The organism is Anabaena sp. PCC 7108 (assembly GCF_000332135.1).
Classification (GTDB): domain Bacteria; phylum Cyanobacteriota; class Cyanobacteriia; order Cyanobacteriales; family Nostocaceae; genus Anabaena.
The window spans coordinates 4,120,181-4,139,637 of the sequence record NZ_KB235896.1 but is presented as its reverse complement, the minus strand read 5'-3'; the positions used below and the strand labels follow the sequence as shown (position 1 = coordinate 4,139,637).

Below are 19,457 nucleotides of genomic sequence, written 5' to 3'. Positions count from 1 at the left end.
TATGAGTTTAATTTTTCCTAAACGGACTATATCACGTCGTAATTTCCTGCAATTATCTGGACTTTCAGGCGCAAGTTTACTTTTAGGTGGCTGTGGAACTAATTTGTTTTCAGAGAATGTCGGACAAATATTTAAGCCACTTAATCAATCTTTTGAAGAACTTTTACTTAGTCAAAAGCCTGTACCTGAATTTTCTATCAGTGAAATTGAACCAGAAAAATTATTGATAAATAGCTTTAACTTCACACCACAAATTGATCAAGCGCAGTTTAGCCTGAAAATTGATGGAGAAGTTAATAATCCCATGCAATTAAGTATAGTAGATATTCAAAAATTGCCTTTAACTTCAATGGTGATTCGTCATATTTGTGTTGAAGGTTGGGCAGCAATTGTTCAATGGGGAGGTGTGAGCTTACGAGACTTAATTACTCTTGTCCAACCTAAACCAAATGCTCGTTATGTCTATTTTAAATCAGCAGATGGTTACTATGAAAGCTGGGATATAGCTTCTGCTATTCATCCTCAAACTCTGTTGGCTTATCAAAAAAATGGACAACCATTAGCACCTGAAAATGGTGCGCCCTTGCGTCTAGCATCTCCTATTAAACTTGGCTACAAACAAAGTAAATGGGTGACTCAAATTATGTTTGTCAGTAATTTGTTACCGACTACAGGCTATTGGGAAGACCAGGGTTATGAATGGTTTGCAGGACTTTAGTACTGCACAAAAAAGTTACATTCAAAACTCGTTTTATCAAGAGGTGCAAAATGGAAATTAAAGATGCGATTTTGTTATTACATCCAATATTAGCCGTAATTGTAGTTTTCCCCCTAATTGGGATTATTGTTAACCGGGCTTTACAAGTTCGTCAACGCCGATTAGAAACTGTAGCAGGTAGTAAAAGTAAAATTCCTCCTGTAGTTGGACAAGAACACGTCCAGTTAGGAAAGTGGTTAACTGGCTCAGTTGTCGGTATTGTTTTAATAGCTTTAGCTAACGATGTTTTTGGGAACATTATAGATAAGCAAGTTTGGGTTAAATCACCATTTCAGGTAATTTTTCTGGGGTTATTACTTGCAGCTACTATTGCTTCTTTGTATTTACTTTATCAAGCAAAACAAGCAAATTGGCGCGGTATATTTGCAACTCTGAGTGGGGTTGGTTTAGTGGTTTTTGGTTGTCAAGATGGTGTTTACCGCAAAACCGATCAATGGTATATTTCTCACTACTATTATGGAGAATTAGCGGCTTTATTAATGATTTTTTCAATAGCAATTTTACCAGATATATACAAAGATAAAACAAATCGCTGGCGGAAGGTTCATATTATTCTCAATTCTCTTGCTCTTTTATTATTTATCGGACAAGGAATTACAGGGACAAGATCATTGTTAGAAGTTCCTCTGAGTTGGCAAGAACCTTATGTGCAGATGCTTTATGGGCAGAAGTGTGATACACAACCTTGCACAATTCAAGCACCTTCTTTATCTCCCAAGCCGTAGTAATTTTACATATCTCGCAGTGCGTAACCTACTCCACGCACTGTGTGAATTAAACGCTTCTCATTTTTTTCTTCTAACTTTAAACGCAGATAACGAATATAAACTTCAATAATATTAGAATCTCCCATAAAATCATAACCCCAAACTTTTTCTAAAATTTGATCTCTTGTAAAAACTTGCCGGGGATGGGAAAGAAGATATTCTAATAAATCAAACTCTTTTGCTGTTAATTCAATTCCTCGCTTACCTCGATAAATTTGGCGAGTCCGACGATTTAAACTCAAGTCTTCAAATTGCAGAATGTCTTCATCTGTTTCTTGTGTACGTCGGAGATGAGCGCGAATTCTCGCCAATAGTTCTTCAATACTAAATGGTTTGATGACATAATCATCTGCACCTGCATCTAAACCAGCAACACGATCACTTACTTCATCTTTTGCTGTTAATAAAATTACTGGGATTGAGTTTCCAGTTGCTCGCAAACGGCGACAAATTTCTACACCTGATAATCCTGGTAACATCCAATCTAGAATAGCTAAATCTGGTGATGATTCTCGTGCTAATGTTAAACCAGTCATGCCATCATTAGCGACGGTGACTTTATAGCCTTCACTACTCAATTCTAATTCTACAAATCGAGCTAGTTTAATTTCATCTTCAACTAAAAGAATATGTGCTGACATTTTTTTTAATTATTATAAATTATTAATATATAGCATTCCCCAGTTTAATGAAGTACACACAAATTTATTCCCTGTTCCCTGTTCCCTTCTTTTGTAATTGTCACCTATTATTAATTATTAAGTAAATTGATGGTAAATATACTCCCTTCTTCTAACTTTGATTGTAAAGTGACGTTACCTCCCATACCTTCTATCAGAGTTTTAACAATTGATAACCCTAAACCAGAACCACCTGTTATGGGACTGCGGGATTCATCTACACGATAAAATCTTTCAAAAATCCGGGATTGATGTTGTAAGGGAATGCCGTAACCTTGGTCACAAACTTGAATAACTACTTTATCATGAAACTGGTTTAATTTTAAAGTTACTGGTGTCTCAGCGGCAGAATATTTAACAGCATTATCAATCAAATTCAGCAATACTTGTTTCAGACGACTATAATCTGTTCTTACTTCAATTGGGTGATTTGCTGTTTCAATTTTAATGATACGACCACTATATTTTGCTGCCATTTCTACAACTTCTTCAACTAAATCATTCAATATGTAATATTTGATCTGAAAGCGTAAATAACCACTATCTGCTCTTGCTAAATCTAGTAAATCTTGTAATAACCGGATAGTATGTTCAGCTTCTGATGAGGCAGTTTCTAAGGCTTCTATTTGAATTTCTGTTAAGTTATTTTGTCGTCGAAGAACACTTTGTAAATAACCATGTACAATTGTTAGAGGTGTGCGTAATTCATGGGAAACATTACTAACAAATTGTCGTTCTTGTTCCCACGATTGGGCAAGACGTGACAACAACATAGTTAAAGTTTGAGCTAATTCTTTGACTTCGCTGGGTGCATTATCAAGATATAGCTGTGCTTGTCCTAAGTCTTCTATAGAAATGACAGAGGTCATTTGACTGAGTTGACGTAATGGTTGTAGAGAACGCTGAATATAAAATGAGATCGCTATTGTAATCAAAATAATTGTTAAAATACTGGCAATAGTCAAACTTCTAACCATTGCCATAAACATTGTTTGTTCGGTTGTAATATCCTGCACTACAAATAGCATACCCAACAGTTTACCCTGAACTTGTAAAGAACCACCACTTAAAATGAAGTAGTTGTTATTGACTTGGTAAACTTTAGGTTTAATTGACATATTGCTAATAGACATTAATTTAGCCACTGTAGAATCAGATAACAAATCTAAAGTGGCAGATTTGAACCAAATTTTATTATCAGTACTTTTTAGCCATAATAAAGTGTTGGTATTTGCTAAGTTATTAATAGCTTTTTGCACCCCTGTTTCGGGTTGCATCATTTCACTATAAAGTTGGATATCATGTGGCAATCGGTTAGCAATTTGTTGAATGTTATGTTTATGACTGTCAATCAGTATTTTCTGCATTTTCCAGCTAGTCCATACAGCGAGGCTACCTAATGCCAATGCGGAAAATATAGCAGTACCAATAGTTAGACGTAGTCGTAATGAAAATGGATCAATTCGTTGACAAATTTTTCTAATTTGTTTCACTTTCTTATTTATAAGTTGGGTCTTGTGAAAAATAATTTAAATTAAATTTATTTAAATTAAATCTACTTTATAAACGTCTGGTTCTGACTAATAATTAGTTAGTTAATTAAAAAAATACATTTTTCTCTATTAATAATTTAAATCAAATTAGCAGTAATTACATTAATTTCATCTGAGAATTCGCTGAAAATTTTGGTTGTTGTTTGTCTGTGCCTAAATTAATCCATAATACAGTAGAATCCAGGCTTCGTCGTGAGCGTTAGCCGAACGGAGCAAGAAATCAAATTATAAAAGCGGGAGACTTAAATCGCCCAAATTAGTTAAAATTTATGAAAATTGTCAAATTTGGAGTTTTTATCCTGTGCTGAGTTCTCCGTTACCAACTATTAATGCTCTGAAGCAGCCTACCAGTGATGCTTGGATAGAGCAAGCGATCGCTAATTTGGATATTATCTTACTCGATCATTCCCACTGTGAGCGGAAAGCCGCTGGGGTAGCCTTAAATTTTATGTTTCGTTACCCGTCTAATAGTAAAATGGTACGAGAGCTAACAGCGATCGCTCGTGAAGAACTAGAACACTTTGAACTAGTCAATCAATGGCTAGAACGCCGCAATATTCGCCTTGCACCCCTGTCAGCACCTCCCTATGGTGCGGGGTTAAAAACCCAAGTGCGATCGCAGGAACCAGCACGATTTTTAGACAATTTACTGGTGACTGGTTTAATTGAAGCACGGAGTCATGAACGTTTGGGACTTTTAGCTGCGAACTGTCCAGAACCCGAATTAGCTAAATTTTATCGTACGTTGATGGCATCAGAAGCGCGACATTTTGGTACATATTGGGTATTAGCTGATACTTATTTTGAGCGAGAAATAGTCATGCAGCGTCTTGATGAATTAGCAGTTGTTGAAAGTGAATTATTAGCAACTTTACACCCAGAACCAAGAATTCATAGTTAAGTTAGCACTGATTTGAGTTGTGAATATAGAAAATTACAAAAGAAGGGAACAGGGAACAGGGAACAGGGAACAGATAAGAAACTAAAGTTTAAGAGTTTAAAGCTCAGTCAAAAAAAGGATGTTTTTACAAGGAGAGTGACACGAAAAAAACAGTGTCATTATTTCAATTTCATGTTTTTAAACATGAGTTTTTCCTGTTAAGAGTTGCTTCCTGTTCCCTCTGAACAATGTTTGAAGATGGCTATAAACTCAGAGATTTTCAAAGATGCTATATTACTACCAAGATTTTGTAATTCGTGACTGGGAACAGAAAGAAAAGACTCAAGCTGCAGAGGTAATTCGTTCTGTATTATTAGAATATGGTTTAGATTGGGAACCAGATGGTGCTGATAGAGATGTATTGCAAGTTGAGGAATGTTATTTAGCTACTGGAGGAGAGTTTTGGGTAATTGAACACCAAAATCAGATAGTAGGTACAGGTGCATATTATCCTATAGATAGAGGAGAAAAAGCTGTAGAAATCCGCAAAATGTATCTTTTACCAAATGTAAGATGTCTAGGATTAGGAAAGCATTTATTACAACAACTAGAAACTGCGATAGCATCCCGTGGATTTGAGCAAATTTGGATTGAAACTGCCAGTATTTTAAAAGCCGCAGTCAAACTATATGAAAATAATGGTTATATCCCCACAACAGGTGTAGAAACACAAAGGTGCGATCGCATTTACGTTAAATATCTTCTTAGCAATTGACCTGAATTTTTAATTGTTAATTCCCCAAAGGGGTTGAATAATGACAATTTTCAAAAGCTTACTCAACCTGTTTCTCCAATCTAATTGCCCTTTGTGTCAACGCAGCACACCAAGTGAATTATGTCAATATTGCAACCAACAAATACAAAGCTGTCATCTGAAAAAACCTAGCTATTTATGGCAACAACCATTACCAGTGTTTGCTTGGGGAATTTATGGTGGTTCTCTCAAAAGAGCGATCGCCGTAATGAAATATGAAAATCATCCAGAAATTGGTTCTTTTCTAGGTCGGTACTTAGGAGAATCATGGTTATTAAATTCGGTAGAAACCAATCAAAAGCCAGTAATTATACCAATACCACTCCACTCTCAAAAACTCAAAGAAAGAGGTTACAATCAAGCTGCACTCATAGCTAAAGGTTTCTGTCAAATAACTGGTTGTCAGTTACAATTAAATGGTTTAGAAAGAATCAAAAATACGAAAGCACAGTTTGGCGTATCCGCTTCTGAGCGAGAAAAAAATTTAGCAGCAGCTTTTTCTTTAGGGACAGATTTTCGCCGTCGTCAACCTGAAGCACCAGTGCTATTAGTCGATGATATTTATACAACAGGAGCTACTGCTAAATCTGCTGTGTATACACTTAATCAAAGTAACATTTCGGTTTTGGGTTTAGCCGCTGTTGCCACTACGGCCAAAGATAGATCAATAAAGAGTTTATAGGCAAGTCATAGCTAAGAAATCTATAATTAGCAAGATTACCCTGCGTTTTTAGCAATACTCTTTCAATTTATGAATAAAGATTTTACAGATGCTTTAAGAAAAATCATTATCATTCCTGCAATATTACTAACAATGACTATCAGTATAAATACAGCTTTTGCTCAAAAAAAGCAAAAAAATAATTTATATAGCCCTATTCCTTTACCTAGTAGTACTGAAATTTCCGATACTCTATCAGATCAAGATATTCCTACAGGTCAAGGAGGATTTGCCCGTGATTACACGGTCAATTTAAACAAAGGCGACAATCTAGCAATTGATCTGTCATCGGAGAACTTTGACAGTATGATTACACTATTAGCGCCTGATGGCTCAACAGTTGCAGAAAATGATGACGGACCTGATGGTACTAGCAATTCTCTTTTGTTTACCCGGATTGTAGAAACGGGAAATTATATCATTCGTGTCCGGTCATTTGGAGAAACTGGAATAGGGCAATTTAAACTCAAGGTGACAAAACTGCAACCAGTAAAATAAACTCCAGTTGAATTGACTAGCTTGCGCCAAGCTGCGCTTACCGCGCAGCTATGCCCTTAGGGCTTGACAGATAGATCAGGATTTTAAACAGCTGACTACCATACAAACTTTAAATGGATTGGCTCAATAAACCATTATGCTTGAGCAAAGCAGTAGTACTGGGTTCCCGACCCCGGAAGAATTGAAAAACCTCCATTGGGTGCTTACTACCGCCCAGTGCTAACACCGTATCTCGGTAGCGCCTACCAGTAACGTGAATTGCTTCTTCATCTTCTAGCCCAGCCTCCTCAAAAGCAGCAAAAGCATCAGCACTAAGAACTTCTGCCCACTTATAGCTGTAGTAACCAGCCGCATAACCACCTTCAAAAATATGTCCAAATGCACATAAAAAGGCATCTTCAGGCAGTGGTTGTAAAATAGTAGTTGTTTTAGCAATACGTTGACGTACATCTACCGGAGTTTCCTTCCCATCAGGGCGATAGTGGTAGTGTAATTCCAAGTCAACGCTGCTAAGGTGAATTTGCCGTAACATAGCCGAACCACTCATGTAATTACGGGCTGCTAACAGCTTTTGGTAATAATGCTCTGGTAATGGTTCACCTGTTTGGTAATGTTTAGCCATACCAAATAATGTGGGGCGGTCATAACACCAATTTTCCATGAATTGACTAGGTAATTCCACTGCATCCCACTCTACATTATTAATGCCTGCGGCTCCCGTATAGTCAACCTTAGTCAGCATATGATGTAAGCCATGTCCAAACTCGTGGAACAATGTTTCTACTTCATCAAAAGTCATTAAACTGGGCTTGTCATCGATTGGGGGAGTTTGGTTACAAATCAAGTAAGCTACAGGTAAGCGGATACTAGTTACACCATTTTCTTTAATTCTGCGGCGATGAATACAAGCATCCATCCAAGCACCTCCACGCTTTTCGGCGGGACGGCTATAGGGGTCTAGATAGAAGTAAGCAATGGAAGAACCACTTTTATCAGTAATTTGGAAATAACGTACATCCTCATGCCAAACAGGGGCTTGACCATCAGCGGGAGTAACAGTCACACCAAACAATCGCTTCACTAGTGCAAATAACCCATCCAAGACTTGAGGAAGAGGGAAATAAGGTCGTAATTCTTCCTCAGTAAACGCAAATTTTGCTTCTCTTTGACGTTCTGCCCAAAAGCTAATATCCCAATGTTGTAAGTTTCCAGCTTCTGCCGCTCCCTTGGCTTTGGCAAAGGCTTTGAGTTCTTCTAAGTCTTTGACAGCCGCATCATAACTAGCTTGGCGTAATTCTTCTAACAGCTTTTCTACGGCTGGGACATTCTTAGCCATCTTACTAGCCAAACTAAGTTCGGCAAAATTTGCAAAACCAATTAACTCTGCCAGTTCTTGCCGTAACTCTAAAATACGTTCAATTAAAGGGTTATTATTCAACTCTCCAAAAGAAGCACGAGTAATGTAAGCTTTGTAAACCTGTTCACGCAAATCCCGACGGGTGCTGTGTTGCATGAAAGGGAAATAACTAGGAAAATCTAAAGTAATGTGCCAAGGTCCAGTCTCTGGAGTCGCGTTTTCTTCTCCTTTAGCACGAGCCGCTTGGGCAGCGAGACTCAGTAAGCTGCTAGGTAAACCTTCTATTTCGGCTTTGGTTGTGAGAACTAAGCTAAAAGCTGTAGTAGCATCGAGAAGATGGTTAGAAAACTTTGTCGCTAAATCTGCTAACTGCATCTGAATACAATTGAAACGTTCTCGCGCTGCTCCTTCTAAACCAACACCAGACAATTTTGCATCCCGAATAGCTGCTTCGACAATACGCTGCTGGGCTGATTCTAAATTTTCCCAGTTATCACTAGCGTGTAAAGCTTTAAAAGCTTTGTAAAGAGGTTTGCTTTGACCAAGAGTGTTAATAAACTGTACTACTTGCGGCTGAACCTTTTCATAGGCTATACGTAGTTCTGGACTATTTTTAACACCCATCAAATGGTTCAGTATCCCCCAACTCCAGTGCAGCCTTTCTGTCAACTTTTCTAGAGGTTCTACTAAACCGCTCCAGGTAGGTTGTACATTAGCTTCTAAGATGATCAGTTGCTGCTCCAGGTCTGCTAACAGATACCTGAAGGCTGGTTCTACTTGCTCCGGTGTAATCTCTGCAAACGGAGGTAAACCACAGCCTTGAATTAGGGAATTTTGAGAAATAGTAGCAGTTGCACTCATGGTTTTATGTTAGTAGCCGATAAATAGACGGAACAATGATTTTTATTTATATAACTAATAATGTACCGTCACTACACAATTTGGCCTTGCTGGAATGGCAGTCTTATGAATTTATAAAAATCTACCACCAAGCAGAAGCATAATTTTTGCAGTCAGAGTAAGACATTGTTGCAGTTTTTATCAGTTTTGTGGGGATAATAAGTATTTTAGTACTGACAGGGTCATGAAAATTTTGCTTTCTGTTTTTTTTACACCTGTGGTTATGTTGTTGAGTGCTGGTGATGTATTAGCAGCAATTAGAACACAGAATATTGAGTATAAGCAAGGTAATACCATTCTAGAAGGTTATTTAGCTTATGACGATGCTATCAAGGGTAAGCGTCCTGGGGTTTTAGTAGTTCACGACTGGACTGGCTTACAGACTTTTACCAAAAAACGGACTGAGCAATTAGCTAAGTTGGGATATGTTGCTTTTGCTGCTGATATCTATGGCAAGGGAGTAAGACCGAAAAATCAACAGGAGTCGGGAACTCAAGCCACAATTTATCGCCAGGATAGAAAATTATTGCGTCAAAGAGTCACCGCTGGGTTACAAGTTTTACAAAACTATCAGTTAACTGACCCTAAACGCATCGCTGCTATTGGTTACTGCTTCGGTGGTGGAACAGTATTAGAATTAGCCCGTAGTGGTGCAAATATCCAGGGTGTAGTCAGTTTTCATGGCAACCTCGATACCCCTAATCCCGCTGATGCCAAAAACATTAAGTCTAAGGTATTAGTTTTACATGGTGCGGATGATCCTTTTGTCCCAAAAGAGCAACTCCAGGGCTTTGAAAACGAAATGCGTCAGGCCAATGTGGACTGGCAATTGATCTCTTATGGTGGTGCAGTTCATGCTTTCACCAATCCAGAAGCCAAAAATGATCCTAAAGGCGCACTTTATAATCCAATTGCAGAACAACGGTCTTGGAAGGCTATGCGACAGTTTTTTGGAGAAATCTTTCGCTAAAAATCTTTGAAACTCTAAATATTTAAATACTCTACAGACCCGGTTTTTACAGGCGGCTGGGTTTGTTTATTTATGGCAACTTGTTAAAAGTAATGTCAATACACTGAGAGCAGCGGTCAGCAGTAAGAAACTTCTAAATCAAAGAATATCCTATTAGCAGTAGGAGACAAAGTTTTTTTGATCCGGTGAAATTGGATAATTTATTTTTAGGAGTTCTCTAAAACTCTTTTAGTAAGTAGCTTTTTTTACTATGATTTTGGAGTCCATTTATCCGCAATACTCTGTATATTAAAGCCGCAAATGAATCTTCCTATCCCCACTTTTTCATGTCTGTCTAGTTATATCAACCTGAGAGTGAAACGGTATAATCCATCTATTAAAATCAGCCAGCAGTAAAGATATGGGTGCAGATTATTTTCGGTAGTGGTAAGAAAGGCGTTGCATATACTAGTTTAGTATTCACGATTTCCAGTTTACCTATATAATAATTATTGTGGAAGTATAAAAACCACAATATTTTAATCAATCTTACAAACTAAACATAACAGAAAAACGCTTAGTGAAAACGCATACAAGGACAAAGAATAATGCAGAAAAATTTATCGGATTGCGAAAAAGTCTTACTTAAAAACTTTGAAGTTCGCCAATATTTGGTAAAAATGTCAGAAATTGTCAAAAAATATTTCCCTGATAATACTACCGAGGCAGAAATATGGTGTAGTAAAATGTTTGAAGGGTTTAAAATTTTAATACCTCAAGCTGAGGGATTAATTGACGTAATGCTAAATGTATGCTTTTGGCAACAATCCTCTGAAGATGGTAGTTTTAGCTTTACTGCTCCTTATAAGCTGGATCATATAGAGTTTCATTCCATTTGGGACAAAATATCTCAAGTAGATGCCTATTACAACTATTGTGGAGATTGGGTTTATAGCGGGTGGGTTACAGATGATCAAATAGCTCCTGAAAAAGTAACCTCTCTTTGCGTAGAACTTTTTACTTTATTCAAAGATTTAACAATTACTTTATAGGTGAGAGGATTTATTGTGAAAACATCTATAAGTTGTAGCAGATAAATCTTTCAGCCTATTGATAACAGGATAAAATCATCCCTGTCTTTAAGAATCTACCCAGGTAGTGAAAAATTGTTTTTCACTACCATTCATCAGTAATTATTTTGCAAATGAGAATGAATCAATTGTATTTGGCTTATGTCTAACTTACCAGAACTTAACACAGCAACAATTTGGGCAATTATCAACGATACCATTGATGATGCTACCGTCAACAAATTAGTATGGCATCACTTAGGCTATCGTTACGACTCCATTACTGCAACATGGAATACAAGTCAAGTAGCACCAGCATGGCGAGATGATTACTCAGAACCAACAGATTTTCTTGAATCTCGCCCTGCAACTATGAAATTGACTCGTTCTATTCCCCAAGAAAACAAACAGTTACTCAAAGAAAAACTAGGTTTCAAAGGTTATAAAATAGGTGAATTCGGACCACGACAAACTCGTAGAGCAACAGCAGCAAATTGGCTATTAAGTCATCTGCTGATTACGACTGGAAAAATTGAGTAATTGCTATGTTAGCAATTATCAATAATTCGTGAGAATTTTAGAGATAATCATCAGGGCTACCCTAAAATTTGACTTTTCAAAGTAGATACTAAAGCTACGTGTTTTTGTACATATCATTTCAGATGGCTGTATGCATTAAGCTTGTATTTTTTCTTGAAAATGTGTATATTAATTCCTTAGGCATTAAATAACATTAAATAAATCAAGAGATTTGCATCATGATCAACAAACTAATTAATACTAACATTAAAAACTCCCACGTCCTATTAACTCCCAATGAAGTTAAGGCAAAATTGCCTTTAACTAAGTCTGTTGAACAAAAAATTTTGCAGTTTAGACAGGAAATAGAACATATTCTTGATTTCCAAGATAGCCGAAAATTTATTGTGGTTGGACCTTGTTCAATTCATGACCCTAAAGCGGCAATTGAATATGCCGAAAGATTGAAAGTTCTAGCAGATAAAGTCAAAGATAAACTGCTATTGATTATGCGGGTATATTTTGAAAAACCCCGTACGACTGTGGGCTGGAAAGGATTGATTAACGATCCAGATATGGATGATTCTTTTCATGTTGAAAACGGTATATTAATTGCCCGTAATCTGTTATTAAAACTTGCAGATTTAGGATTACCAACTGCGACAGAAGCACTTGATCCTATTATCCCTCAATATATTAGTGAACTGGTTGCTTGGTCAGCAATTGGCGCACGCACAACTGAATCACAAACTCATAGAGAAATGGCTAGTGGACTGTCTATGCCTGTAGGGTTTAAAAATGGAACTGATGGCAATATTCATGTAGCTTTAAATGCCTTAAAATCGGCTAAAGCCCCACATAATTTTTTAGGAATTAATCAGAAAGGACAAGTAAGCGTATTTCAAACTAGAGGAAATGCTCATGGTCATGTAATTTTACGTGGCGGAAGTCAGCCTAATTTTGATGTAGAAAATATCAGGCTGGTAGAAGAAGAATTAACTGCGGCAAATTTACCAGCCAGAATAGTGATTGATTGTAGTCATGGCAATACAAATAAAGATTACAGATTACAACCTATGGTCTTAGAAAATGTGATTCAGCAAATAGTGGCTGGGAATACCTCCATAGTCGGGATGATGTTGGAGTCCAATTTATATGAAGGTAATCAACCAATTACTGGCAAACGCGAAGAATTACAATATGGTGTTTCCGTAACTGACAAATGTATTAACTGGGAGGAAACAGAAAAAATTATTTTGGCTGCTCATGCAAAACTTGGCGTTGCTGATTAAGAGTATGAATTTAGCTTACGCAGAGACGCAGGTGGATTGCTTTGGTTAGCTGGGCGGTGTTCTGTGGCTGCATGGTAAAAAATACCTTCCTCGTATATATGCTTTTCTGCACCTTCAACCCCAGAGCCTGTTTTCACCGATTACTGAGTTTAGTTGTCAATATGATAGACCTGAGAAAAGGTGATAATGCTAATTTACCGCACAGCTTAAAGGTTGTGATATCATGAGAGACTGCTGAAGACATTAGAAAAAATAGAAATTGAATTAATCATGGCTCTGACGCAACAGCGCAAACAAGAACTAATTTCCGGCTTCCAAGTTCATGAAACCGATACTGGTTCAGCCGATGTCCAAATCGCTATGTTAACTGACCGCATTAACCGCCTCAGTCAACACCTACAAGCTAACAAAAAAGACCATTCTTCCCGTCGGGGTTTATTGAAGATGATTGGTCAGCGTAAGCGCCTGCTATCTTATATCCAGAAGGATAGCCGCGACAAGTATCAAGCATTGATTGGTCGTCTCGGTATTCGCGGTTAGGAACTACTGCTTATGCCTGGTGAAGAATCAGAACGTAGTCGTTTACCTTTTGAGCCAAACAAAAAGCGCCAAAAGCCTGCTAAAACTAACAGTCAACCCACAGTTAAGTTACAGGAATCTAGTAAACAGCCGCAAAAACCCCAAACCTTTACTAAAGAAGAAATGACGATTCCTGAAGTCGTCAGCCAGCGGATGATTCGCCGAGTTGCTGCGTTTTGTGGTATACCTACATTATTAGGTATTATCACTTTAGTTGCCAGTTATCTACTCATCACATTTGCTGATATCCAACTTCCTCCCATTGCTGTGTTATTGGTGAATATGGGATTATTCGGTTTAGGGGTGCTGGGAATTACCTATGGTGTCCTTTCAGCCTCTTGGGATGAAGAAAGACCTGGAAGTTTACTAGGTGTAGGTGAGTTTGGGACTAATTGGGGACGGATGACCGAAGTTTGGCGCGAAACTCGAAAAAAGAACGTCTGAATCATTAGCGCTCAGGTATTTAAATAACTGCAATATTGGGTAGGTTTTTAAGCTTGAATGTTGAAGTTGAAACTTTATCACTTCAACATCAATATTCAAAAAAATTATGATTTTCTTGTTTATACCCAATATTCAAAAAAAGTACTGAGCGCTACATTTTTTTTGATATTCTATCTGTTAATTAATAATTATTCAATCCTAGGTAGGGTGACACCCTGATATTTTTTAGATAATAAACAATAAAAGTTACTCACATAAATAGGAATCTTCAGATGATTATTGTTATGAAAGTAGGTTCCCCACAAGCAGAAATAGACCGTCTGAGCGAGGAACTAAGTAGCTGGGGATTAACACCAGAAAAAATTATCGGACAGCATAAAGTAGTAATTGGTTTAGTGGGTGAGACAGCTAACTTAGACCCTTTACGAATTCAGGAAACCAGTCAATGGATTGAGCAAGTCCTACGGGTGGAAGTACCCTACAAACGGGTAAGCCGCCAATTCCGTCATGGTCAAGCTTCTGAGGTAGTAGTTAATACTCCTGATGGGGATGTTGTGTTTAGCGAAATTCATCCATTGGTAGTGGTCGCAGGTCCTTGTTCTGTGGAAAATGAGGAAATGATTGTCGAGACGGCACTGCGTGTAAAAGCTGCTGGTGCTAAGTTTTTACGTGGTGGTGCATACAAACCCCGGACTTCACCTTACGCTTTTCAAGGTCATGGTGAAAGTGCTTTGGAATTGTTAGCGAAAGCGAGAGAAGTGAGTGGACTCGGCATTATTACCGAAGTAATGGATACAGAAGACTTGGAGAAAATAGGGGAAGTTGCGGATGTGATTCAAGTGGGGGCGAGAAATATGCAAAATTTCTCCATGCTCAAAAAAGTTGGGGCGCAACCAAAACCAGTTCTTTTAAAACGAGGTATGGCGGCCACAATTGAAGATTGGTTAATGGCGGCTGAGTATATTTTGGCTGCGGGTAATCCTAATGTGATTTTGTGTGAACGGGGAATTAGAACTTTTGACCGTCAATATACGCGAAATACCCTAGATTTATCGGTTGTGCCGGTGTTGCGAAAACTGACCCATTTACCGATTATGATTGATCCTAGTCATGGTGTCGGTTGGTCTGAGTTTGTACCTTCGATGGCAATGGCGGCGATCGCAGCTGGTACAGATTCCCTGATGATAGAAGTACATCCCAATCCTGCCAAAGCTTTATCTGATGGACCCCAATCTTTAACCCCAGACCGATTTGATAAGTTGATGCCAGAATTAGCAGTTATAGCTAAAGTCATGGGACGCTGACAGGTAACAGGTGACAGGTGACAGGTGACAGGTGACAGGTGACAGGTGACAGGTAACAGGTGACAGGTAACAGGTGACAGGTGACAGGTGAAAGAGTTGAAAGAAAACTAATTCGTAATTTGTAACCATCATCCGAATTACGAATTACGAATTACGAATTACGAATTACGAATTACGAATTACGAATTACGAATTACGAATTACGAATTACGAATTACGAATTACCTTCTTCTGCTACCAAATCCAGAAGAACGGCGACTCGAAGAACGTCCACCACTACCAAAACTACTACCAGAATTGCGTCGAGTAGAGCTAGAGTTACCAGAAGGACGAAGTGTACTGCCACCAAAACCAGAACCAGTTGCTCGACCACTTGTATTTGTGCGTGGTGTCGTGCGAGTTGAGTTTCCAGATGACCTAATTGTCCCTGTAGTGCGGAAAGCAGTGCGATTTTTCACTGCTGCGGGTGGTTCATTGTAGCGAGTACGGTAGCTAGAAACAGCTTGATCATAGGTAGAACCATATCCACCATAGCCATTCATAATCCCACCTGACTGATAAACAGGGGGTACATAGTACTGAGGTCTAAATAATAGACTACCAATAGCTTGACCTGCTATGTTACCAGCCACAGCCCCGGCAAAGGGTGTCCAGAAGTTAGATTCTTGACGAACAACAACTGTTTCCTTTTGTCCTGTTTGGGGATTAGTTTGTGTTTCAGTGACGTTATGGACGTACTCAATTTTAAAATCTTCGGTCAGGTATAAGGCTGGCTGTCCATTTTCTACCTTCAAGTAAGTCTTTTTACCCGCTTTGATTTCTTCATCTGTCAATCGTGCCATTTGTAATTTTTCGGTGGCAAATGTTGGCGGCTGACTATTGAGTAAAAACAGGGTGTATTCACCATTTCCATCGTTGTAGGTGGCTTGCTGAACTGGATACTGTCCATCACTTATTTTCGTGGGGGTAGCAGTTTGGCTCACATTTTTAGTGGCAGATGTATTTTGGTTTCCTCCTCCACAAGCAACAGTTGTCAAGCATAAACTCAAGGCTAGAAAAATGACTGTAAATTTACGGGCTATGGTGATGATCATGGTGCGATTTTCCTAAAGTGATCAATGCGGTTGGTAATTATAGACTAACTAACAAATTACAAAGGAATCAATTCCGGAAAATACTGCAATAACTGATCATTAGTCAGTTCGTCACCTAACTGGGCTGGTGAAAAATGTACTTGGATGGCTCGGAGTTTATGCTTGTAGTGCAGATTGATGAAAGCTTTCAAGCCTTCCTTCAGCGCCTGAATATTAGAAAGGTCTGCTTCTAATTCTGGGACTTCGCCTTCATAAGCCACTGTCAGCATGATAACTACGTTGCGGGTGACAGGAATAGATAAAGGTTCATCAAAACTAGAGGCTGAACTAAAATCTGGCTCACTCAGATATCTCTGCGCGGAGTCGGTAAATAATTCGTTGACATAATCTCCTGCTTCACCTTCACTCCAAAATACATCGCCTTCATTAGCGGCTGAAGTCCAGTATTCATCATATTGGAGTAAGCTTTGGCAGATTTTGACTAATTCTTCTCCCAAAACTTCCAAATCGCCATCAGCATCAATTGCTTCCCGTGCGGCACGATTTAGGGTTCCCAAAATTGGTGCTACTTCACCCCCGTTTAAATGCAGGAATAGACGACAGACGACATAGCGAGTTTTACCCATCATTCGATTTAAGCGATCGCGCATTTCTTTGACTCCTCAAATGTATTTATTATTTATCCCAACCAAATAGCAAATGACCTACCTAAATTATTATCCAAGTAAATAAAATCCTTGCACAAAATCTAAGGTCATCTGTAGCGAAGGTGTAATATATTCTGATTTAATGGCTAGATCATCAACTGAACTACCACCGATAGGACGATTCATCAATCGTTTGCCAAAGTTGGGATGATCATAAATAGTTAAAGATTGAGCATTAGAATTTGTTAATATTGTTTGGGTTGGCGCTCTAAAAAACTTTAATTTTGCTGCTACTTCTAGATTTTTTTTCGTCTGTTTAATGGTTTTTGACTTATTAAAAGCTTCCTCTACTAAAAATATAATTTTCTTGACAAGTCCAGCTGATTTAAAACTTTGGTTAGAGATAGTTTCTTTATTAATCATCTCTACCATCGTGTAAATATTTTTCTGGGTGGCAGCGGCATCTTTAAAGGGAAGAATAGCCATAAAAGCTGTTGGTAATAAAGCCTCATCGCTATCGACTCGAAAGGTAAAAATAGTTCTACGGCTGCCGTTTTCTACGCTGGGTATTTGGATTAATCCCGCATATTCTTGAGCTATTTGGTAATAAGTACCAGCGAGAACAAAGTTGGCTTCGTGTTCTAAAGGTAAGTCAACAATAATGCGAATTGTCGGCGGAGTAGCATTAAAAAATTCCCGTGATTCTTCGTCATTAAAATTTTGGATGATGGTGCGATCTCCTGTAGGAGAAAGATCAACCCAGTCGCATTTGATGCCTTCAATTTTTAAGCCAAAACGAGGAGTGGCGTAAAGTTTTGTTCCCGTTAAGGTAGCACCAGTTAAGTCAGCACCAATCCATTCTACTTTGATTAATTTTGTCTGAGTTAAATTAGCGTGTACTAAACTTGTATTAGTTAAATTAGCATTGCTTAAATCAGCCCCAGTTAAGTTAGCTCCGCTGAGTTTTGCGCCACTTAAATCTGCCCAAATTAGATTTGCTCCTCTCAAATCAGCCCAACGAAGATTTGCGCCACTTAAGTCTGCTCCACTGAGGTTAGCCATGCAAAGTTGGGACTGTCTCAACTCGCTATCACGTAAATTTGCCCCACTGAGATCGGAAGAAGTCAAATCTGTACCGTTTAGATTAGCCATTTCTAAGTTGGCTTCCCGTAAACAAGAGCCTCTTAAATTGGCTTCGCTCAAGTTAGCGTGACGGAGATTTGCTTGATGCAATGTAGCTTCTCGTAAATCGGCACTGTTGAGGTTCGCTTCACTCATATCAGCGCGAGTGAAATTTGTGCGAATTAACTCAGCTCGAACTAGAGAAGCATGACGCAATTGAGTGCGACTAAAATCGGCTCTAATCAAATTAGCGACGTTGAGACTGGAGTTGTTAAGAATAGCTCCAGCTAGATTTGATCCGCTTAGTCTGGCTACATTAAGTTTGGCGTAACTCAAATTAGCTTCGGAGAGATTTATGCCACTGAGGTTAGCTACACTCAAATTAGCTTGACTCAGATTAACACCATTAAGTTTAGTGCCGCTCAAGTTCACTTCAGCCAGTTCAGCACCACTAAAATCTAAGACTCCCGTTGCATATTTTTCTAGTAATTCTTCTATAGTCATGAACCTACCTCTCGGATGCCAACTTTCATAGTTGGTAAAGTTATGCAGAGAATATGTAAAAGTTTAGTTGTCAATGGTAAAAATGAAAATTGGTATTTTAGGACTCGGACTCATAGGCGGTTCCTTAGGTTTTGATTTACAGTCGCAAGGACATCATGTTTTAGGGGTTAGCCGTCGTGAATCAACCTGTAAAAAGGCTGTTGAATTGGGTAGTGTTAATGAAGCCTCAGTTGACATGAGCCTATTGGCATCAGCCGATGTTGTATTTATTTGCACCCCCATAGGACTTATTGTGCCTCAAGTTGAACAATTAATTGCTCATTTACCTAGGACTACTATCGTGACTGACGTGGGTTCAGTCAAAACACCAATAGTCGAGGCAATTACCCCAATTTGGGAAAATTTTATTGGTGGTCATCCAATGGCGGGAAATACAGATGTAGGCATAGAAGCTGCACAGCGAAATTTGTTTGTTAATCGTCCTTATGTACTAACACCAGTGACAACAACGCCCACAGATGCTATTGCAGTGCTGGAGGAAATTGTGCGATCGCTTGGTTCTATTATCTACCATTGTCAGCCAGAAAAACATGATCGCGCTGTCAGTTGGATTTCTCATTTACCTGTTATGGTTAGTGCTTCTTTGATAGCTGCTTGTTTAAGTGAAATAGACCTAGAAATTGCCCACCTTGCTGAAAATCTCGCTAGTTCAGGTTTTCGAGATACCAGCCGTGTTGGTGGTGGAAATCCAGAATTAGGGGTAATGATGGCACAATATAATCGTCAGGCATTGCTACACTCATTACATCAATACCGTCAAAATATCGACGAATTTATTGACCTGATTTCACAAGAAAAGTGGGAAATGTTGGAGCAAAAGTTGCAGTTAAATCAACAGCAGCGACCTAAGTTTATTAAAGATTGATCATGTGTAATCATATCAAGTCCGGTTGTGATTTATACTAATTGCTGGAAATGACTTATG

20 protein-coding genes are annotated in these 19,457 nt (G+C 38.5%); 14 read left to right on the top strand and 6 right to left on the bottom strand.

The window, feature by feature from the left end:
* Position 1 precedes the first annotated feature (1 nt).
* Positions 2–718: a molybdopterin-dependent oxidoreductase gene (locus tag ANA7108_RS0119400; RefSeq protein WP_016952481.1), complete on the top strand. Its 717-nt coding sequence runs from the start codon at positions 2–4 to the stop codon at positions 716–718.
* A gap of 50 nt (positions 719–768) precedes the next feature.
* On the top strand, positions 769–1,503 hold the full coding sequence (locus tag ANA7108_RS0119395; RefSeq protein WP_016952480.1) for a DUF4079 domain-containing protein: 735 nt from the start codon (positions 769–771) through the stop codon (positions 1,501–1,503).
* 5 nt (positions 1,504–1,508) lie between these two features.
* Here ANA7108_RS0119395 and ANA7108_RS0119390 read toward each other — a convergent pair whose 3' ends face one another.
* Together ANA7108_RS0119390 and ANA7108_RS0119385 are read right to left on the bottom strand one after the other, a co-directional pair.
* Complete coding sequence (locus ANA7108_RS0119390; protein WP_016952479.1) at positions 1,509–2,186, bottom strand: response regulator transcription factor; 678 nt, start codon at positions 2,184–2,186, stop codon at positions 1,509–1,511.
* Between the two features lie 110 nt (positions 2,187–2,296).
* A complete protein-coding gene (locus tag ANA7108_RS0119385; RefSeq protein WP_016952478.1) occupies positions 2,297–3,718 on the bottom strand; it encodes a cell wall metabolism sensor histidine kinase WalK in 1,422 nt (473 codons plus the stop codon).
* A gap of 361 nt (positions 3,719–4,079) precedes the next feature.
* On the opposite strand from ANA7108_RS0119385, the gene ANA7108_RS0119380 reads away from it, so the two are divergent.
* The 4 genes from ANA7108_RS0119380 (at position 4,080) to ANA7108_RS0119365 (ending at position 6,691) form a co-directional block, all read left to right on the top strand.
* The gene (locus tag ANA7108_RS0119380) at positions 4,080–4,679 is read left to right on the top strand and encodes a tRNA-(ms[2]io[6]A)-hydroxylase (RefSeq protein WP_016952477.1); all 600 of its coding nucleotides are present in this window, start codon (positions 4,080–4,082) and stop codon (positions 4,677–4,679) included.
* Between the two features lie 265 nt (positions 4,680–4,944).
* Positions 4,945–5,433 (top strand): GNAT family N-acetyltransferase, encoded by a 489-nt coding sequence (locus ANA7108_RS0119375; RefSeq protein ID WP_016952476.1) that lies wholly within the window; start codon positions 4,945–4,947, stop codon positions 5,431–5,433.
* A 40-nt stretch (positions 5,434–5,473) separates the two neighbouring features.
* Positions 5,474–6,154 carry a ComF family protein gene (locus ANA7108_RS0119370; RefSeq protein ID WP_016952475.1) on the top strand — a complete coding sequence of 227 codons (681 nt, stop codon included), beginning with the start codon at positions 5,474–5,476 and terminating at the stop codon, positions 6,152–6,154.
* Positions 6,155–6,223: 69 nt separating this feature from the next.
* Entirely contained in the window at positions 6,224–6,691 is a 468-nt protein-coding gene (locus ANA7108_RS0119365; protein ID WP_016952474.1) for a PPC domain-containing protein, read from the top strand.
* Positions 6,692–6,800: 109 nt separating this feature from the next.
* Here ANA7108_RS0119365 and ANA7108_RS0119360 read toward each other — a convergent pair whose 3' ends face one another.
* The gene (locus ANA7108_RS0119360; protein WP_016952473.1) at positions 6,801–8,909 is read right to left on the bottom strand and encodes a M3 family metallopeptidase; all 2,109 of its coding nucleotides are present in this window, start codon (positions 8,907–8,909) and stop codon (positions 6,801–6,803) included.
* Positions 8,910–9,132: 223 nt separating this feature from the next.
* Between ANA7108_RS0119360 and ANA7108_RS0119355 the strand changes: the two genes are divergently transcribed.
* From ANA7108_RS0119355 to aroF, 7 genes are all read left to right on the top strand, one after another.
* Positions 9,133–9,918 carry a dienelactone hydrolase family protein gene (locus tag ANA7108_RS0119355; protein ID WP_016952472.1) on the top strand — a complete coding sequence of 262 codons (786 nt, stop codon included), beginning with the start codon at positions 9,133–9,135 and terminating at the stop codon, positions 9,916–9,918.
* Between the two features lie 587 nt (positions 9,919–10,505).
* Positions 10,506–10,949, top strand: a complete 444-nt coding sequence (locus ANA7108_RS0119350) for a hypothetical protein (RefSeq protein ID WP_016952471.1) — start codon at positions 10,506–10,508, stop codon at positions 10,947–10,949.
* Between the two features lie 180 nt (positions 10,950–11,129).
* Positions 11,130–11,507 carry a DUF1823 family protein gene (locus ANA7108_RS0119345; protein WP_016952470.1) on the top strand — a complete coding sequence of 126 codons (378 nt, stop codon included), beginning with the start codon at positions 11,130–11,132 and terminating at the stop codon, positions 11,505–11,507.
* A 218-nt stretch (positions 11,508–11,725) separates the two neighbouring features.
* Entirely contained in the window at positions 11,726–12,778 is a 1,053-nt protein-coding gene (locus tag ANA7108_RS0119340) for a 3-deoxy-7-phosphoheptulonate synthase (protein WP_016952469.1), read from the top strand.
* A 270-nt stretch (positions 12,779–13,048) separates the two neighbouring features.
* Positions 13,049–13,318, top strand: coding sequence for a 30S ribosomal protein S15 (gene rpsO / locus ANA7108_RS0119330; RefSeq protein WP_016952467.1), 270 nt, complete (start codon positions 13,049–13,051; stop codon positions 13,316–13,318).
* A 12-nt stretch (positions 13,319–13,330) separates the two neighbouring features.
* Complete coding sequence (locus ANA7108_RS0119325; RefSeq protein WP_016952466.1) at positions 13,331–13,801, top strand: PAM68 family protein; 471 nt, start codon at positions 13,331–13,333, stop codon at positions 13,799–13,801.
* A 272-nt stretch (positions 13,802–14,073) separates the two neighbouring features.
* Positions 14,074–15,105 carry a 3-deoxy-7-phosphoheptulonate synthase gene (gene aroF / locus ANA7108_RS0119320; protein ID WP_026104312.1) on the top strand — a complete coding sequence of 344 codons (1,032 nt, stop codon included), beginning with the start codon at positions 14,074–14,076 and terminating at the stop codon, positions 15,103–15,105.
* A gap of 221 nt (positions 15,106–15,326) precedes the next feature.
* Here the strand turns inward: aroF and ANA7108_RS0119315 are convergent, their stop codons facing one another.
* From ANA7108_RS0119315 to ANA7108_RS0119305, 3 genes are all read right to left on the bottom strand, one after another.
* Positions 15,327–16,199, bottom strand: coding sequence for a hypothetical protein (locus ANA7108_RS0119315; protein ID WP_016952464.1), 873 nt, complete (start codon positions 16,197–16,199; stop codon positions 15,327–15,329).
* Positions 16,200–16,255: 56 nt separating this feature from the next.
* Positions 16,256–16,849: a DUF1517 domain-containing protein gene (locus ANA7108_RS0119310; RefSeq protein ID WP_016952463.1), complete on the bottom strand. Its 594-nt coding sequence runs from the start codon at positions 16,847–16,849 to the stop codon at positions 16,256–16,258.
* A 66-nt stretch (positions 16,850–16,915) separates the two neighbouring features.
* Positions 16,916–18,472: a pentapeptide repeat-containing protein gene (locus ANA7108_RS0119305; RefSeq protein WP_016952462.1), complete on the bottom strand. Its 1,557-nt coding sequence runs from the start codon at positions 18,470–18,472 to the stop codon at positions 16,916–16,918.
* Positions 18,473–18,554: 82 nt separating this feature from the next.
* Here ANA7108_RS0119305 and ANA7108_RS0119300 point away from each other — a divergent pair, with 82 nt between their 5' ends.
* Positions 18,555–19,397, top strand: a complete 843-nt coding sequence (locus tag ANA7108_RS0119300; protein ID WP_016952461.1) for a prephenate/arogenate dehydrogenase — start codon at positions 18,555–18,557, stop codon at positions 19,395–19,397.
* Positions 19,398–19,457: the final 60 nt, after the last annotated feature.

Excerpts from the sequence above, each read along its gene's own strand:
- ANA7108_RS0119400 (WP_016952481.1), top strand. The coding sequence starts at position 2 with ATGAGTTTAATTTTTCCTAAACGGACTATATCACGTCGTAATTTCCTG.
- ANA7108_RS0119395 (WP_016952480.1), top strand. The coding sequence starts at position 769 with ATGGAAATTAAAGATGCGATTTTGTTATTACATCCAATATTAGCCGTA.
- ANA7108_RS0119390 (WP_016952479.1), bottom strand. The coding sequence starts at position 2,186 with ATGTCAGCACATATTCTTTTAGTTGAAGATGAAATTAAACTAGCTCGA.
- ANA7108_RS0119375 (WP_016952476.1), top strand. The coding sequence starts at position 4,945 with ATGCTATATTACTACCAAGATTTTGTAATTCGTGACTGGGAACAGAAA.
- ANA7108_RS0119370 (WP_016952475.1), top strand. The coding sequence starts at position 5,474 with ATGACAATTTTCAAAAGCTTACTCAACCTGTTTCTCCAATCTAATTGC.
- ANA7108_RS0119365 (WP_016952474.1), top strand. The coding sequence starts at position 6,224 with ATGAATAAAGATTTTACAGATGCTTTAAGAAAAATCATTATCATTCCT.
- ANA7108_RS0119360 (WP_016952473.1), bottom strand. The coding sequence starts at position 8,909 with ATGAGTGCAACTGCTACTATTTCTCAAAATTCCCTAATTCAAGGCTGT.
- ANA7108_RS0119355 (WP_016952472.1), top strand. The coding sequence starts at position 9,133 with ATGAAAATTTTGCTTTCTGTTTTTTTTACACCTGTGGTTATGTTGTTG.
- ANA7108_RS0119350 (WP_016952471.1), top strand. The coding sequence starts at position 10,506 with ATGCAGAAAAATTTATCGGATTGCGAAAAAGTCTTACTTAAAAACTTT.
- ANA7108_RS0119345 (WP_016952470.1), top strand. The coding sequence starts at position 11,130 with ATGTCTAACTTACCAGAACTTAACACAGCAACAATTTGGGCAATTATC.
- ANA7108_RS0119340 (WP_016952469.1), top strand. The coding sequence starts at position 11,726 with ATGATCAACAAACTAATTAATACTAACATTAAAAACTCCCACGTCCTA.
- rpsO (WP_016952467.1), top strand. The coding sequence starts at position 13,049 with ATGGCTCTGACGCAACAGCGCAAACAAGAACTAATTTCCGGCTTCCAA.
- ANA7108_RS0119325 (WP_016952466.1), top strand. The coding sequence starts at position 13,331 with ATGCCTGGTGAAGAATCAGAACGTAGTCGTTTACCTTTTGAGCCAAAC.
- aroF (WP_026104312.1), top strand. The coding sequence starts at position 14,074 with ATGATTATTGTTATGAAAGTAGGTTCCCCACAAGCAGAAATAGACCGT.
- ANA7108_RS0119315 (WP_016952464.1), bottom strand. The coding sequence starts at position 16,199 with ATGATCATCACCATAGCCCGTAAATTTACAGTCATTTTTCTAGCCTTG.
- ANA7108_RS0119310 (WP_016952463.1), bottom strand. The coding sequence starts at position 16,849 with ATGCGCGATCGCTTAAATCGAATGATGGGTAAAACTCGCTATGTCGTC.
- ANA7108_RS0119305 (WP_016952462.1), bottom strand. The coding sequence starts at position 18,472 with ATGACTATAGAAGAATTACTAGAAAAATATGCAACGGGAGTCTTAGAT.
- ANA7108_RS0119300 (WP_016952461.1), top strand. The coding sequence starts at position 18,555 with ATGAAAATTGGTATTTTAGGACTCGGACTCATAGGCGGTTCCTTAGGT.